This is a genomic window from Lentzea cavernae (genome assembly GCF_014653695.1).
GTDB classification, from domain to species: domain Bacteria; phylum Actinomycetota; class Actinomycetes; order Mycobacteriales; family Pseudonocardiaceae; genus Lentzea; species Lentzea cavernae.
Genome location: NZ_BNAR01000019.1, coordinates 14,748 through 30,635 on the forward strand (window position 1 = coordinate 14,748; position 15,888 = coordinate 30,635).

The 15,888-nt window shown below is 69.5% G+C and carries 12 protein-coding genes; 8 read left to right on the forward strand and 4 right to left on the reverse strand.

Going from position 1 to position 15,888, the window contains the following annotated elements:
• Positions 1-127: 127 nt before the first annotated feature.
• The 7 genes from IE307_RS39035 to IE307_RS39065 all read left to right on the forward strand — a co-directional run bounded on the left by IE307_RS39035 (position 128) and on the right by IE307_RS39065 (position 9,921).
• Entirely contained in the window at positions 128-1,234 is a 1,107-nt protein-coding gene (locus tag IE307_RS39035) for a DegT/DnrJ/EryC1/StrS family aminotransferase (RefSeq protein WP_191304515.1), read from the forward strand.
• Positions 1,231-1,881 carry a NeuD/PglB/VioB family sugar acetyltransferase gene (locus IE307_RS39040; RefSeq protein ID WP_191304516.1) on the forward strand — a complete coding sequence of 217 codons (651 nt, stop codon included), beginning with the start codon at positions 1,231-1,233 and terminating at the stop codon, positions 1,879-1,881. The genes IE307_RS39035 and IE307_RS39040 overlap by 4 nt, the downstream gene beginning before the upstream one ends.
• A 37-nt stretch (positions 1,882-1,918) precedes the next feature.
• Entirely contained in the window at positions 1,919-3,025 is a 1,107-nt protein-coding gene (locus tag IE307_RS39045; RefSeq protein WP_191304517.1) for a DegT/DnrJ/EryC1/StrS family aminotransferase, read from the forward strand.
• 10 nt (positions 3,026-3,035) lie between these two features.
• The gene (locus IE307_RS39050) at positions 3,036-3,569 is read left to right on the forward strand and encodes an acyltransferase (protein ID WP_229905508.1); all 534 of its coding nucleotides are present in this window, start codon (positions 3,036-3,038) and stop codon (positions 3,567-3,569) included.
• 215 nt (positions 3,570-3,784) lie between these two features.
• Positions 3,785-7,816, forward strand: coding sequence for a DUF4082 domain-containing protein (locus tag IE307_RS39055; protein ID WP_191304519.1), 4,032 nt, complete (start codon positions 3,785-3,787; stop codon positions 7,814-7,816).
• Between the two features lie 16 nt (positions 7,817-7,832).
• A complete protein-coding gene (locus IE307_RS39060) occupies positions 7,833-8,879 on the forward strand; it encodes a glycosyltransferase family 2 protein (protein ID WP_191304520.1) in 1,047 nt (348 codons plus the stop codon).
• Positions 8,866-9,921 carry an acyltransferase family protein gene (locus tag IE307_RS39065; RefSeq protein WP_191304521.1) on the forward strand — a complete coding sequence of 352 codons (1,056 nt, stop codon included), beginning with the start codon at positions 8,866-8,868 and terminating at the stop codon, positions 9,919-9,921. The genes IE307_RS39060 and IE307_RS39065 overlap by 14 nt, the downstream gene beginning before the upstream one ends.
• Here IE307_RS39065 and IE307_RS39070 read toward each other — a convergent pair.
• The 4 genes from IE307_RS39070 to IE307_RS39085 all read right to left on the reverse strand — a co-directional run bounded on the left by IE307_RS39070 (position 9,903) and on the right by IE307_RS39085 (position 14,341).
• A complete protein-coding gene (locus IE307_RS39070; protein ID WP_191304522.1) occupies positions 9,903-10,685 on the reverse strand; it encodes a glycosyltransferase family 2 protein in 783 nt (260 codons plus the stop codon). The genes IE307_RS39065 and IE307_RS39070 overlap by 19 nt on opposite strands.
• On the reverse strand, positions 10,682-12,103 hold the full coding sequence (locus IE307_RS39075; protein ID WP_191304523.1) for a lipopolysaccharide biosynthesis protein: 1,422 nt from the start codon (positions 12,101-12,103) through the stop codon (positions 10,682-10,684). Before IE307_RS39075 ends, IE307_RS39070 begins: the two co-directional genes overlap by 4 nt.
• A 124-nt stretch (positions 12,104-12,227) precedes the next feature.
• Complete coding sequence (locus IE307_RS39080; RefSeq protein ID WP_191304524.1) at positions 12,228-13,580, reverse strand: O-antigen ligase family protein; 1,353 nt, start codon at positions 13,578-13,580, stop codon at positions 12,228-12,230.
• Positions 13,581-13,585: 5 nt separating this feature from the next.
• A complete protein-coding gene (locus IE307_RS39085; RefSeq protein ID WP_191304525.1) occupies positions 13,586-14,341 on the reverse strand; it encodes a hypothetical protein in 756 nt (251 codons plus the stop codon).
• A gap of 357 nt (positions 14,342-14,698) precedes the next feature.
• Between IE307_RS39085 and IE307_RS39090 the strand changes: the two genes are divergently transcribed.
• Entirely contained in the window at positions 14,699-15,856 is a 1,158-nt protein-coding gene (locus IE307_RS39090) for a right-handed parallel beta-helix repeat-containing protein (protein WP_191304526.1), read from the forward strand.
• Positions 15,857-15,888 lie beyond the last annotated feature (32 nt).

Below are 15,888 nucleotides of genomic sequence, written 5' to 3' on the forward strand. Positions count from 1 at the left end.
AGCCGTGGTCGTGCCCCGACGTCCCTTGTGGAGCGTCTTCGGCGCGACCACACCACGCAGTGCCACCGAAAAGGGGAGTTCCCGTGTCCGCGCAGAGTTCCGTTGGGGGCCGTCGATGATCCCGGTGATGCGACCGCTCATGGGCGAGGAAGAGGCCCAGGCCGCCGCCGAGGCCGTGCGCTCCGGCTGGGTCGCGCAGGGGCCTCGGGTGCGGAGCTTCGAAGAGGCCTTCGCGGCACGGGTCGGCGCCGCGCACGGTGTCGCCGTGTCGTCGTGCACCACCGGCCTGCACCTCGCGCTGCACCTGCTCGGCATCGGCCCCGGCGACGAGGTCGTCGTGCCATCGTTGTCGTTCATCGCCACGGCCAACGCCGTGCGGTACTGCGGCGGGACTCCGGTGTTCGCCGACGTGTCCGCGGAGACGGGCAACCTGACCGCCGAGACGGTGGCCGCGGTCGTCACGCCCCGGACCCGCGCCGTCGTGCTGGTGCACCAGGGCGGTGTGCCCGCGGACGTCGAGTCCTTCGCCTCGATGGGGCTGTCGATCGTCGAGGACGCCGCGTGCGCGGCCGGGTCGACCTACCGCGGTGCGCCGGTGGGCGAGGGCGCGGCGCTGGCCGCGTGGTCGTTCCACCCGCGCAAGCTGCTCACCACCGGTGAGGGCGGCATGCTCACGATGGACGACGCCGAGTGGGCGGTGCGCACGCGGAGGCTGCGCGAGCACGGCATGAGCGTCAGCGCGGCCGATCGCCACGCCGGCGGCGGTGTCGTGCTGGAGGAGTACCTCGAGACGGCGTTCAACTACCGCATGACCGACATCCAGGCGGCGGTCGGCCTGGTGCAGCTCGGCCGCCTGGACGCGATCATCGCGCGGCGCCGGGAGCTGGCCGCGCGGTACCACGAGCTGCTCGCCGGGATCCCCGGTCTGCGCGCGGTGGCGGACCCGTCCCACGGCACCACGAACTACCAGTCGTTCTGGGTGGAGCTGCCCCAGGACTGCCCGGTCGACCGCAACGAGGTGCTGAACCGGCTGGCGGCCAAGGGGGTGTCCGCGCGGCGCGGGATCATGGCGTCGCACCTGGAGCCCGCGTACGCCGGCCACCCGCACGCGCCGCTGCCGGTGACCGAGCGCCTGACGAGCCGGACGCTGATCCTGCCGCTGTTCCACGAGCTGACCGCGGCCGAGCAGGAACAGGTCGTCGACGCGCTCGAGCTGGCGTGTGAATCGCGATGACTCCGCTGCTGCTCATCGGTGCCGGAGGCCTTGCACGTGAGGCACTGGCGACGATCGCCGCGGTGAACGAGGTGCGCCCGACGTGGGACGTGCTCGGACTGCTCGACGACGCGCCCGAGAAGCACGGCACCGTGGTCGACGGCGCCGAGGTGCTCGGACCGGTCGAGCTCGTCCGCTCCCACCCCGACGCGCAGGTGCTGATCTGCACGGCGAACCCCGCGCGAAGGGACAGCAGGGTCAAGATCGCGCAGCGGCTCGGGTTCGACGACGAGCGCTACGCCACCCTCGTGCACCCCCGGGCGAGCGTCGCGGCCGGGGTGGAGCTGGGGGCGGGCACGATGCTGTTCGCCTGCGCGGTGATCACCGCACCACAACGGGTCGGGCGGTTCGTCCTGGCCATGCCGCACGTGCTGCTCACCCACGACGACTCCGTCGCGGACGGGGTGACCCTGGCGGGCCGTGCCGCGCTGGCCGGTGGTGTGAGCGTCGGCGAATCCGCCTACGTCGGCTCGGGGGCGCTGGTGCGGGAAGGCCTGACGATCGGCGCGCGGGCGTTGGTGGGCATGGGATCCGTGGTGCTGCAGGACGTTCCGGCTGATGAGACCTGGGCCGGTGTGCCCGCGCGAGAACTGGGGGTGAGGGTGTGAACCCCACGACGAGGAAGCGAACGAAAGGGCAATTGCTGTGAACATCCCGTTGGTCGATCTCGGCCTGCAGCGCGACCGCGTCGCCGCTGAGGTCGAGGAGGGTTTCGCCAGGGTGCTGGCGAAGACCGCGTTCATCGGCGGCCCGGACGTCACGGCGTTCGAGGAGGAGTTCGCCGCGTTCACCGGCACCGCGCACTGCGTCGGCGTCGCGAACGGCACGGACGCCCTGGAGCTCGCCCTGCGCGCCGCCGGCATCCGCGACGGTGACCACGTCGCGTTGCCCGCCAACACCTTCGTCGCCACGGCCGAGGCCGTGGTGCGCGCGGGCGCGGTACCGGTGCCGGTCGACGTCGATCCGGCGCACCTGCTGCTCGACCCGGGTGAGTTCGAGAAGGTCGCGCCCCGGTGCCAGGCCGTCGTCCCGGTGCACCTGTTCGGGCAGCTGGCGCCGATGAAGGCCATTCGCGCGATCGCGGAACAGCACGGCGTGAAGATCGTCGAGGACGCCGCGCAGTGCCAGGGCGCCACGCACGACAGCACCTCCATGGGCGGGTTCGGCATCGCCGCGGCCACGAGCTTCTACCCAGGCAAGAACCTCGGCGCGTTCGGTGACGCGGGCGCCGTGGTCACCGACGACGAGGACGTGGCCCGCAAGCTCCGGCTGCTCGCCAACCACGGCAGCGACAAGAAGTACTCGCACCCCGAACTGGGCTTCAACTCGCGCCTCGACACGCTGCAGGCCGTCGTGTTGCGCGCGAAGCTCAAGCAGCTCAGCGGCTGGAACGCCGAGCGCGCCCTCGCCGCCGAGACCTACGCCGAACTGCTCGCCGACGTCTCCGAGGTCCGGCTGCCGGGCACCGCGGACGGCAACGAGCACGTGTGGCACCTGTACGTGGTGCGCGTGCACCACCGCGACGAGGTGTTGAAGCACCTCAACGAGAACGGTGTCGGCGCGGGCATCCACTACCCGACGCCGGTGCACCGCACGGGCGCGTTCGCCAAGTACGGCCGGCCCGAGGGCTACCCGGTGGCCGAGCTGGCGGCGGACGAGATCCTGTCCCTGCCGCTGTTCCCCGGCATCACCCACGAGCAGCAGGCGCGCGTCGCCGCTGTGTTGAAGGAGGCGGTGGCGCTCCATGGTTAGCGTTCATCCTTTGGGGCTCAACGAAAGCGACTCGGTCGGCGAGGGCACGCGCATCTGGGCGTGGGCCCACGTGCTGCCCGGTGCCGTCGTCGGCGCCGACTGCAACATCTGCGACCACGCGTTCGTCGAGGGCGGTGTCGTCCTCGGCGACCGGGTCACGGTCAAGAACGCCGTGCTGCTCTTCGACGGCGTCTCGGTCGGCGACGACGTGTTCCTCGGCCCCAACGTCGTCTTCACCAACGACCTGAGGCCCCGCGCGCACATCAAGAAGGGCCCGGAGGCCCTGCTGACCACGCGCGTGGAGAACGGCGTCACGCTCGGTGCCGGGACGACCGTCGTGTGTGGAACCAAGATCGGTGAGCACGCGTTCGCGGCCGCCGGCGCGGTGATCACGAAGGACGTGCCCGCCCACGCGTTCGTCGCGGGCAACCCCGCCAAGGTCCGCGGCTGGGTCTGCGAGTGCGGGGAACGGCTCGCCGAGGACCTGACCTGCGTGTGCGGCAAGGCCTACCAGAAGTCGGGTGACGGGCTGGTCGCCACCTGACCGTCCTCTTCGGTCTCGGCCGAGGGGGAGCACTGACGGTGAACGGCTTGTGACACAAGGAAGTTGACGGCCGGGCCGGAGGGCGGTTTCCGTCGCTCGACGGTGATCCGGACGGCACTGACAGTGAGATGCGTTGGTATACACCAAATTTCGTAACGTTGCGAGGTGTATGGCCGAAAGTAAAGCAAACGGCGTAGGGCCTATGGAGGCACGTGATGGGCAGACCGGCGCACAGGATTCGTGTAGCCAAGAAGGTCTGGGGAGGCGTCCTTGTGGGCGCGATGGCCGCGACGTTCGTCGTCGGCCTTTCGGGCAGCGCCACGGCGGGCCCCTGTGATCCACCGAACAACATGATCGTCTGCGAGAACTCGCAGGACGGCACCCCGAAGGACGAGTGGTGGATCGAGTCTCCGTACGGCGACATCGAGGGATTCGCCACGGCGACCAGCGTGCAGCCGGGGGAGCAGCTCAACTTCAAGATCAAGACCCCGAGCAACAACTACAAGGTCGAGATCCTGCGGCTGGGGTACTACAAGAACGGTGAGGGTGCCCGGCGCGTCACGACGCTGAACCCGATCGTCTCCCTGCCGCAGAGCCAGCCCTTCTGCGCCTACGACGGCAACGTCGGCCTCGTCGACTGCGGCAACTGGGCCGTGTCGGCGCGCTGGAACCTGCCGACGAACACGGTTCCCGGCTTCTACGTCGCGAACTTCGTGCGCGAGGACGGGGAAGCCGGCGCGAGCCAGTACCCGTTCGTCGTGCGCAACGACTCGTCCACGTCGGACATCGTCGTGCAGACCTCCGACCAGACGTGGCAGGCGTACAACAAGTACGGCGACCGCCCGAACGTCAACGAGTTCAACCTCTACGAGGGCGGTTTCACCGGCTCGTCCGACGGCCGCGCCTACAAGGTCAGCTACAACCGCCCCTACCGCAACGGCGGCACGGCCAACTTCCTCAACGCCGAGTACCCGCTGGTGCGCTGGCTGGAGAAGAACGGCTACAACGTCTCCTACCTGTCCGGTGTGGACGTCACCCGCAACCCCGCGCTGGTGCGCAACCACAAGGTGTACGTCTCGTCGGGTCACGACGAGTACGTGAACGCCGCGCAGCGCACGGGCATCGAGCAGGCCCGCGCGGCCGGCGTCAACATGATGTTCATGTCGGGCAACGAGTGGTTCTGGAAGACCCGCTTCGAGAACAGCATCGACCCCTCGCACACCGCGTACCGGACCCTCGTCTGCTACAAGGAGACGAAGGCCGTCCCGCTGGCGAAGCTCGACCCGAGCCCCGAGTGGACCGGCACGTGGCGCGACCCGCGCCTGTCGCCTCCCAGCGACGCGGGCAAGCCGGAGAACGCGATCACCGGCACCCTGTTCATGGTCAACGGCTACCGCGCGGACGCCATCCAGGTGCCGCCGGCCTACGGGAAGATGCGCTTCTGGCGTGACACACCCCTGGCGACCGCGACCACCACGACGACGCTCCCCGCCGGAACGCTCGGCTACGAGTGGAACGTCGACCCGGACAACAACTACCGCCCGCCGGGCGCCGTGCCGCTGTCCGAGACGACCGTGACGGTCGACGACGGCCAGCTGCTGCTCGACAACGGCCATTTCTACGGCGGCGGCCCGGCCACCCACAAGATGGTGCTCTACCGCGACCAGACCAGCCGCGCGCTGGTGTGGGGCGCCGGCACCGTGCAGTGGTCGTGGGGCCTCGACGGCGACCACCTCTACCCCTACGGCGCTCCGACGACCACACCGACCAGCCAGCCGATGCAGCAGGCGACGGTCAACGTGCTGGCGGACATGAACGTCCAGCCGCAGAACCTGCGCTCACCGCTGACCATCGCGGTGCGCAGCACGGACACGGCCGGTCCGGTGGTGACCGTCACCAACCCGGCGGCCAACTCCACGGTCCCGGCCGGCACGCAGCACACGATCTCCGGCACCGCGGTCGACGCGGGCGGCGGCAAGGTCGGCGCGGTCGAGGTGTCGCTGGACGGCGGCTCGACGTGGCGCCGCGCCAACGGCACCTCCACGTGGACCTACCCGTGGACGCCGTCGAACCTCGGCCCCGCCTCCATCAAGGTGCGCGCGTCCGACGACAACGCCAACCTCGGGTCGACCGTCACGGTGAACCTCACCGTCGGCGCTCAGCAGTGCCCGTGCACGGTGTTCGGCAACCAGACACCGCCCACTGTGGACGGTGGGGACACGTCGGCGATCGAGCTCGGCATGAAGATCAAGACGTCCGTCAACGCGAACGTCACCGGCGTGCGGTTCTACAAGTCGGCCGCCAACACCGGCACCCACACGGGTTCGCTGTGGAACTCGACCGGCCAGCGCCTCGCGACCGGCACGTTCTCCGGTGAGTCCGGCAGCGGGTGGCAGACGCTGAACTTCGCCCAGCCGGTGGGCGTCCGCGCGGGGCAGACCTACATCGTGTCGTACTCGACGACGACCGGGCACTACGCCTTCACCGCGGGCTACTTCAACGGCAAGGGCGCGGGCGTCGTCCCGGTCACCGCCCCGTCGGTGGAGACCTCCGGCGGCAACGGCGTGTTCCGCTACGGCTCCGGTTTCCCGGACTCGACGTTCAACGGCGGCAACTACTGGGTCGACGCGATCGTCACGACCGACGGCGCGGACAACAACCCGCCGACGGTGAGCTCGAGCAACCCGGCGGTCAACGGCACCGGTGCCCACACCGACCAGGACGTGGCGGTCACCTTCTCCGAGCCGGTCGACCCGTCGAGCGTGTCGTTCACCCTCAACCAGGGCTCGACCCAGGTGCCGGGAACGAGCAGCACGAACGACAACGTCGTGCGGTTCACGCCGACGAACCTGTTGCTGCCCAACACGTCCTACACGGCGACGATCAGCGCCACGGACGGGTACGGCAACGCGCTCGCCCAGCCCAGGACGTGGAACTTCACGACCGGTGCCGGCCCGGCGCCCTGCCCCTGCACGGTGTTCGGGCAGGCGGTGCCGAACAGCAGCGACACCAACGATCCGAGTGACGTCGAGCTGGGCATGAAGTTCATCAGCTCCTCCAACGCGGTCGTCACCGGTGTCCGCTACTACAAGTCGGCCGCCAACACGGGCACGCACACCGGTTCGCTCTACGCGGCCAACGGCACGCGCCTCGCCACCGGGACGTTCGTCAACGAGACGGCGACCGGCTGGCAGACGCTGACGTTCGCGCAGGGCGTGCAGATCCAGGCCGGCAAGACCTACGTCGTGTCGTACCGGACGCCGACCGGGCACTACGCGGCCGACGGCGGGTACTTCGCGAACAAGGGCGCCGGGCGTGGCGTGGTGACCGCGCCGACCTCGGCGGCCGCCGGTGGTCAGGGCGTCTTCCAGTACGGCGGCGGATTCCCGTCGAACTCCTACAACGACACCAACTACTGGGTCGACCCGGTCGTCGTGACCGACGGCGCGGACAACTCGCCGCCGACCGTGACGAACCGCGACCCGCAGGCGAACGCGACCGGCGTGCCCACCGGCAACGGTGTGACGGCCACGTTCAACGAACCGGTCGACGCCGAGTCGGTCAGCCTCACGGTCAAGGTCACCAACGGCGCCACCGTCGCGGGCACGATGCGCGTGACGCCGGACGGCAAGGCGGCGAGCTTCGCGCCCAACGCGGACCTCGCGGGCAACACGTCCTACACCGTCACGGTGTCGGCGACCGACCTGCAGGGCAACTCGATGCCGGCACCGCACACCTGGACGTTCACGACCGGAGCGGCGGGCGCCTGCCCGTGCACCCTGTTCCGCGCTGTGGACGCCCCGGCGGTGACCGCGATCGACTCGCCGGTGGAGCTCGGCACGAGGATCACGCCGTCGACCAACGGTTCGATCACCGGTGTCCGGTTCTACAAGTCGGTGGGAGACACCGGCACGCACACCGGCACGCTGTGGTCCTCCACGGGCCAGCAGCTCGCCACCGGCACGTTCAGCAACGAGACCGGCAGTGGCTGGCAGACGCTCACGTTCTCCAGTCCCGTCGCGGTGACCGCGGGCACCTCCTACGTGGTGTCGTTCCACTCCAACGCGGGCTACTACGGCTACACGACCGGTTACTTCAACGAGAGCAAGACGCGTGGCCCGTTGTCCGCTCCCGCCCACACCGCGCCGGCGCCCAACGGCGTCTACCGGTACGGCTCGGGCGGGGTCATGCCGAGCGACAGCGGCGGCGGTACCAACTACTGGGTCGACGCCGTGTTCGACAACTAGGGGAGGGTGAAGAGCAGTGTCTTCGGTGGATGTGGTGATCCCGTGCTACAAGTACGGCTCGGTGTTGCCCGGCGCGGTCCGCAGCGTCCTGGAACAACCAGGGGTGGACGTGCGAGTGCTGGTGATCGACGACTGCTCCCGTGACGGGAGTGCCGACGTCGCCAGGGAACTCGCCGCGGCGGACAGCCGGGTGACGGTCTGGGAGCACGAGACCAACAAGGGTCACATCGCCACCTACAACGAAGGCCTGCTCGACTGGGCGTCCGCGGACTACTGCGCGTTGTTGTCCGCGGACGACGCCCTCACCCCCGGTGCCCTCAAGCGGGCGGCCGATCTGATGGACGAGCACGCTTCGGTGGGGTTCGTCTACGGCCGCCCGCTGCACTGGGACGGCAGCGATCCGTACCCGCACGCGCGGACGGAGTCGCAGGGCTGGATCGTCTACGACGGCGAGAAGTGGTTGCGCCGCCGGTTCGAGCTGGGCGACGGGTGCATCACCTCTCCTGAGGTGGTGGTGCGCACCAAGTTGCAGCAGAAGATCGGCGGCTACGACCCGGCACTGCCGCACACCGGCGACATCGAGATGTGGATGCGGTTCGCGCTGCACGCCGACGTCGGCTACCTCCGCGATGTCGATCAGGCGTACTACCGCGTTCACGGCAACAACATGTCGGTGAACTACTACGCTGGGTCAGGTGTACGCGACTTGCAGCAACGCCTCGCCGCCTACGAAGCGTTGCTGGACCGGGCCGACGGCACCACGCGCGACGTGGCGCCGATGGAGCAGCGGGTGCGGCGGGTCCTCGCCAAGGACGCGCTGCGCCGGGCCGGCCGCGCCTACGACAAGGGCCGGGTCGACGCCGAACCGGTCGAGGAGCTCGTCGAGTTCGCCCGCAAGGCGTTCGACGGCGCCGACAAGCTGCCCGAGTGGCACACGCTCCGCCTCCGCCAACGCCTCGGGGTGCGCGCCTGCAGAGCGCTCAGCCCACTGGTGCTCACCGCGGCCGCTCGCCGGCTGCGGCAGACGTACCGGCTGAGGCAGTGGAAACGTGAGGGCATCTGACCGTCGTCTGCCGTCGCTGACAGGGCTGCGCTTCGTCGCGGCCCTCGCGGTGTTCGGCTTCCACCTCAACGCTCTGGGGTTGTTCAGGGGCGGACCCGCCGAAGGCGCCATGGGCCTGTTGTTCGGGCCCGGCGCCATCGGCGTCAGCTTCTTCTTCGTGCTGTCCGGGTTCGTGCTGACGTGGTCGGCGCGGCCGGGGCAGGCGGCGACGTCGATCTGGCGCCGCCGGGCCGCGAAGATCTACCCGAACCACGTCGTCGCCTGGTTCGTCGCGTTGCTCGGACTCGTGGTGCTCGGCGCGCACGAAGTCTCGGGCGTGTCCGTGGCGCTGGGCGCTTTGCTGTTGCAGGCGTGGGTTCCCGCGGAGAGCGTGTACTTCGCGGTGAACACCCCGGCGTGGTCGCTCTCCTGCGAGGCGGCGTTCTACCTGGCCTTCCCGCTGCTGATCCGGTGGATCTCGCGCGTCACCAGGCTCTGGTGGCTCGCGGGAGCCCTCGCGGCGGGAGTGGCCCTGGTTCCCGTGGTGGCGATGCTGTTCCCACCCCAGGTCGAGTACTGGTTCGTGTACGTCTTCCCGGTGACGCGCGTGCTGGAGTTCGCGCTGGGCATGGTGGTGGCGCGGATCGTGATGTCCGGGCAGTGGATCGGGCTGCGGCCGCTGCCGGCCTCCGCACTGGTGCTGGTGGCGTACTTCGGGTCCGCGCACGTGCCCGGCACGTTCGGTTTCGTCGCCGTGACGGTGGTGCCGCTGACGTTGCTGATCGCGGCGGTCGCGGTGTCCGATGTGGACGGGACGCGATCACCGTGGCGGTCGCGGCCGGTGGTGTGGCTCGGCGAGGTGTCGTTCGCCTTCTACCTGGTGCACCACTTCGTGATCCGCACGGTCGCCGAAGGGCTCGAGGAACTGGGCGTGACGGGGATGCCCGCGGTCGTCCCCGCCGCCCTCATGTTCGCGGTGTCACTGCTGCTGGCCTGGCTGTTGTACCGGTTCGTCGAGAAACCGGCGTTCCGGCTGCTGACCCGTCAGTCCCAGGCGGTGTAGTAGCTGGCCTCGTTGACGAGGTAGCGCACGGTGGGCTGCGGCACGTGCTCGACCGCGTGCCGCTTCGCCAGGCGGTGCACGAACTCCCAGTCCTCCTTGGGCAGGGTCGCCTTGGTGCGCGGCAGCCTGCTGAAGAGCACGTCGGGGGAGCGGCGCACGACGAGCGAGTTCGCGTCGACGTACGGCGTGCCGTCCCGGAACGACCTGCGGTCGAACTCCCGCGTCAGCACGTCGAGGACGGTGCCGTCGGCGCGGCGGCGTTCCACGGCCGTGTAGACGACGTCCGGGCCCTTCTCGAGGCCGGCCAGCGCCAGTTCGAGGTGGTCCTCGCGCCACGTGTTGTCGTCGTCGAGGAAGGCGATGTACTTCGAGTCGGTCAGCCGGATGCCGACGTTGCGGACCAGGCCGAGCACGGCGGTGTTGCGCGACAGGCCGACCGCGTGCAGCCGCGGGTCGTCCGGCAGCGCGGGCAGGCCCGCTCCGTCGTCCACCACGACGACCACCTGGTCGGTGACGGTCTGCGCGAGCGCCGAGTTCACCGCGTCCACGAGCAGTTCGGGACGCCTGTAGGTGGGGATGACGGTCGCGACGAGCGCCTGGGGCCGAGCCGGGCCGAGCCGGTGGACCTCGTCGTCCTCGAACCGCCTCAGCTTGCCGACGTGCCTTCCGAGCACGACGTTGTTCTTGGCCTCGTGCAACGGCCACAGGCCGAACGCGTCCCGCAGCGCCTTGCGCGCGGTGGCCGAGACCTTGTTGCGGTTCATGATGAGGATCTCCCGGGAAGCATCGCGCGCATCGGGTACACGACGGGCAGGTAGACGGCCAGTGCCACGAGCCCGCCGACGGCGAGCAGGGCGAACGATCCCTCGACGAACTCGAAGACCACGACCGAGGACAGGGCGATCAGCACCCCGCCGATCGCGGGCCTGCGACAGGCCCTCATCGTCGAGCCGAGCCGCAGCCCCTTGCGCCGCAACACGATCGCGAACGCCGGCACCATGACGAGCACGGCGACGGCGAGCAGCGCGAGCGAGGCGCCGCGGATGCCGTCGAGGTGCGTGCCGAGCAGCAGCGTCGGCAGCATCGCGCCCAGCCACAACGCCTGCAGGCCGAGCAGCTGGCGGTTGGAGTCGAACGCGACGAGCAGGTCGTAACCGATGAACAGCGCGACCCGCACCAGCCCCAGCAACGCCAGGATCTGCAGCGCCTGGGCCGCACCAGTCCACTTCTCGCCGTACACGAACGAGAGCATCGGTTCGGCGTAGCAGGCGAGCAGCACGCACACCGGGATCGTGGCCGCCATCAGCAGCCCCGCCCCCCGCGCCAGCGAGTCCTCCAGCTTCTGCCGGTCGTCGAGCAACCGGGAGAACCCGGCGAGCGACACGCGCCGCGCCGCCTCGGAGAACACCTGCAGCGGCAGGCTCGACTGGTTGAAAGCCATCAGGTACAGGCCGAGCGTGACCTCGTCGGTGAGCGCGCCGATCGCGATCTTGTCGACGTTCGTCACCGACAACACCAGCAGGCTCGCCCCGGCGAGCGGCAGGCCGAACGCGACGAGCTCCCGCGCGATCGTCCTGTCCCAGCCCGGTTTGATCCGCACCGGGCACAGGATCAGGTAGATCGTCACCGACACGACGTTGCCCGCGATCTGCCCGACGGCGAAGCTCATCGGGCCGAACCCGTTGAGCGCCATGGTGATCGTGATGGACGTGGTCACCGAGAACGCCGCGAAGTCGGTGAAGAACCGGCGCGCCTGCATGAACTCGCGGTTCAGGATGGCGGCGGGGACGACCGCGACGCCGTCGAGCACCACGGCCAGGCACAGCACCCGCAGCACGCCCACAGCGGACGGGCTGCCCATCGCCTCGCAGAACGCGGGCGCCGCGAAGAACGTGATGGCGTACAGGGTCGAGCTGCTGGCCACCGCGATCGTCATCGCCGTCGGCGCGAACTCGCGGACGTCCCTCTCCCACCGCACCAGCGCGAGGCTGACACCGAGTTCGTTGAACGCCTGCAGCAACGTCATCGCGACGAGCGCGACGGCGAACACGCCGTAGTCGGCGGGGGACAGGATGCGGGCGAGCGCGATGCCGGAGACCAGCACGCCCAGGCGGAGCACGACGTTGTTGAGCAGGCTCCACAACGCGCCCTTGCCGACCTTGCTGCCAACGGTGGCGGTCATGCGCCCACCTCCTGGCGGGCGCGGACTCCGGCGCGCGAAAGGCTTCGTCGCAACGGATCTGGTGTCCGGCAACAGGACGGTCGGGGTGTGCCGGGTCTGTGGTGCGCGCTGTCACCGGTGGTGGTCATGGCAGAACCAGCACCCCTCTGAGTCGTTTCTCTTCGCGCACGGCTCGGAGCAGGGCTCCGCTGGCGCCCATGAGCAGGAAGGCGAACCCGGTCGCGACCGAGAACGCGAGCAGGTCGAACGTCGCGGCCGAGACCGCGGGGACGGCGAGGGACGCCGCCAGCGTGACGCCGAGGTCGCGGACCTTCGGGTCGTCGGAGGTGATCCGCGCCCGCATGGCCGCGTACCCGGCCGCGAGGAACAGGAAGATCAGCGCGGCGAGCCCGACCATGCCCGCCATCACCATCGTGCCGAGGTACTGGTTGTCCAGGTAGCCGTACTTGGTCGGCAGGAAGGTGCCCAGGCCGCGGCCGAGCCACAGGTGTTCGGCGATCTCCTCGCCGGCGCGGTCGATGCCGCGCTCGCGGCTGTCGATCGACGGGTCGATGCCGATGTTGGTGAACAACGCGATCAGCGTGCCGACGAGTCCGGGCACCGCCACGCGCAGCACCGCGACGAACCCGAGGACCGCGACGACGGCCTTCCAGCGGCGGCCCTTGGGCAGGTGGGGGATCAGGATCAGCCCGGCGAGCGAAAGACCGAGGATCGCCGAGCGGGACAACGACTGCGTCGCCGCCAGGCCGAGGATCGCGGTGCAGGTCCACCAGCGCCAGTGCTTGCCGCCGTAGTCCATCGCGCGGAACGAGTAGTGCAGCGCCAGCGGCACCGCCATCGCGCACACCACGCCGAACTCGATGGGGTGCTCGGCGGTGCCCGCGGGTCTGCGGAAACCAGCCCGGTCGAGCACGAACGAGATCTCACCGGCGAGCTTCAGGCCGGGGAACATCAGGTACTGGGTGAGGTCGAACGCGATCAGGAACTGCAGGATGCCGACGACCGCCATGAACGTGGCGCCGCTGACGAGGAACTTCAGCACCTGGTCGATGCGCGCGAGCCCGCGGACGCCGTCGCACACGGCGATGCCGACGCAGACGAACGCCATCATCGTGATGAACGTCCGGTCGGTCGCCTTGAGCTCGTCGTTGGGCAGCCAGCTGTAGGTCGAGTAGCCGAAGGTCGCGACCTGCGAGAGCGCGAACAGGAACATCGACGTGCGCACGGCGTTGCGGCCCTTGGCCACCCCGAGCGTGTCGACCATCTGCGCGCAGAACCACAGCACGCCCATGAAGAGACCGATGAGCATCGCCGGGGTGAGCGCGAGCGGCAGCCCCTTGAAGATGAGCCGTGCCGGGATGATCGTGAGCGACAGGGCGAAGAAGCAGCCGAGCGTCGCCCCGTCGACCCTGCCGTACCTGCGTGGCCCGTTCAGTTCCTGCGGCGGGAGGACGACCCCCCGCGACGACAGGCGCACCGGTCTCACCGCGCAGGCTTGGACCCGGTCTTGGCCGGCTCCATCCGCATGGTCGGCTCGGACCAGTTCTTCTGCTCGGCGGGCGGGGTGGTGCCGCCCGGCGTGGCCGAACGGGTCTTGCGCTCCTCGGCCTCGCGCTTGCGCTTGCGCGACAGCGACCAGCTCTCCAGCCCGTAGGCGGCGGTCAGCATCGCGGCGAACCCGAGCACCAGCGCGGCACCCGTGGCGCGCAGCTTGCCGCCCCGCAGCGGTTCGGCCTCCGTGGGCGGCGCGACCGGTTCGACCAGGATGAACGTGCTCGGCGGAGCCTGCAGCGCGGTCTGCCGGTCGATGAGGTCCTTGTTGATCCGCTCCAGCGCGCGCTTGACGATCTCCGACGCGCCCTCCTTGGTCGTCGACTCGGCGACGACGTGGATGAACGGCGTGCCGATCTCCGGTCCGGTGACCTCGTAGGTGGAGTCCTCGCCGTCCACCCCGAGCTCCTCCTGCACGGAGGGCGCCTTCATGTTCTGGATGAGGATCGCGGCGGTGACGCCGAGGCTCATGTCGAACGCGAGGAACGGGTTGGTCAGCCCGCGCTGCTTGGCCGCCTCACTGCTCGCGCCGGAGGCGGGTGTGGTGAGGACGACAGTTCCGGACGACTCCCAGCGCAGTGGCACGGCCGCGTAGGCCGCACCCGCGAGTCCCAACGAAACGACGAAGACCGGCACCGCGACATACCAGCGTCGCAGCAGCACCAGAATCGTCTTCCACAAATCCATCCGCGTCCCAACGGAGAAGTGACCCCAACTGAATAGGAGATCGACGTCCTGCTGGTCGTTGTTACAGGATGTGATCAACCCTCGGTCCGCTGTCTGGGATGCCAGCGAGACCGGTGGCGCACGACCCTGGTGTCCCGGTGGTGCCAGAGCTAGGATGCGCCGCCGGCGGTTGCGATGTCGCACCATTTCGTCACCGTGCGTCGTCATGGCATTCATGATTCTTATATCGCTCAGTTCCATTTTTCGTGATCGTGTTGAGATCTGCGCGTGACTGTGTCTAGGGTGACCGCCGTCCGATGGGCCGTCGCACGCCCACGGGTGCATGGGGGACGAAATAGTCCATTTCGAAAGGAACTCATGTCCGCACGACTGATCAGGTCGGCGCGCTCGGAGAGGTCAGCCCGGTTCTCGGCAGGCAGGAAGCCGTACGCCGCGTCCATCGCACTTGCTGGCGTTCTCGCGTTCACCGCCGCCTGCGGTTCCGGCAAGGACGTCGCGTTGCCGACGTCAGCGCCGACGTCGGACCCGGCCACTCCCAGTAGCAGCACGTCCGAGTCGAGCGCCGCGCCGAGCAGCAGCTCCGCGGCACCGACGACGACCACCACGACCACCACGACCACCACGCCCAAGGCGACGGGGGGCCCGGCCAGACCGCCGGCACCGCCCGTCGGCGCTCCGGGGGCCGGAACCGTTCCCGCGCCCGGCTCCGTCGGCTTCCGCGGCGACGCCGCCGCGCTGAAGGTCATCGACGGCCCCGGAAACGCCCCCGCCGGCACGAAGTGGAACGCCGGTCAGCTCCAGGTCGTGGCGAACGAGCTCGTTCTCGACGGTGTTTCCGTGAAGGGTGGAATCACCTTCCAGGGCGGCGGCACCCTCACGATCCGCAATTCCATCGTCGAGGGAAACCGCTCCAGCCAGTCCGCGGTGCTCGGTCTGAAAGGTCATCTCGACATTTCCGACTCGACGCTGCGCTGGAAGGCGGGCGACACCCCCGGTAACACCTGGGGCAATGGCGCGGTCCACGGCGACTCGACCATGACGCTGCGCAGGAACGACATTTCCGGCACGCCGGACGGCATCCAGAACGGCCCCGGCCGCAGCCTCATCGAGCAGAACTGGATCCACGACCTGGCCCGGATCGGTTCCTACCCGAACAACACGCACAACGACGGCATCCAGAGCTACGGCGGCCCGGACCTGATCATCCGCAACAACCGGATCGACATCGAGGGCCCGGACGGTGTCGCCTACGACGGCACGCACCAGAACGGCGCCGTCTTCGTGCAGCCCGGCGGCGGAGGCGCGTCGAACCTGCAGGTGGTCGGCAACTTCCTGGCCGGCGGCGGCTACATCATGCGGCTCGAGGGCCCGATCAGCGGTGCTGTGGTGACCGACAACAAGTTCGGCCCGACCACCGGCGGCTGGGGCGAGGTCCTGGTCGAGAAGAACGTCGGCATCACCGCGTGGTCGAACAACGTGGCCGACTCCGGCAAGGCGGTCAACAAGCCGAGCTAGCCCAGTCGGGGGCGTGGTTCGCGACGACGCGG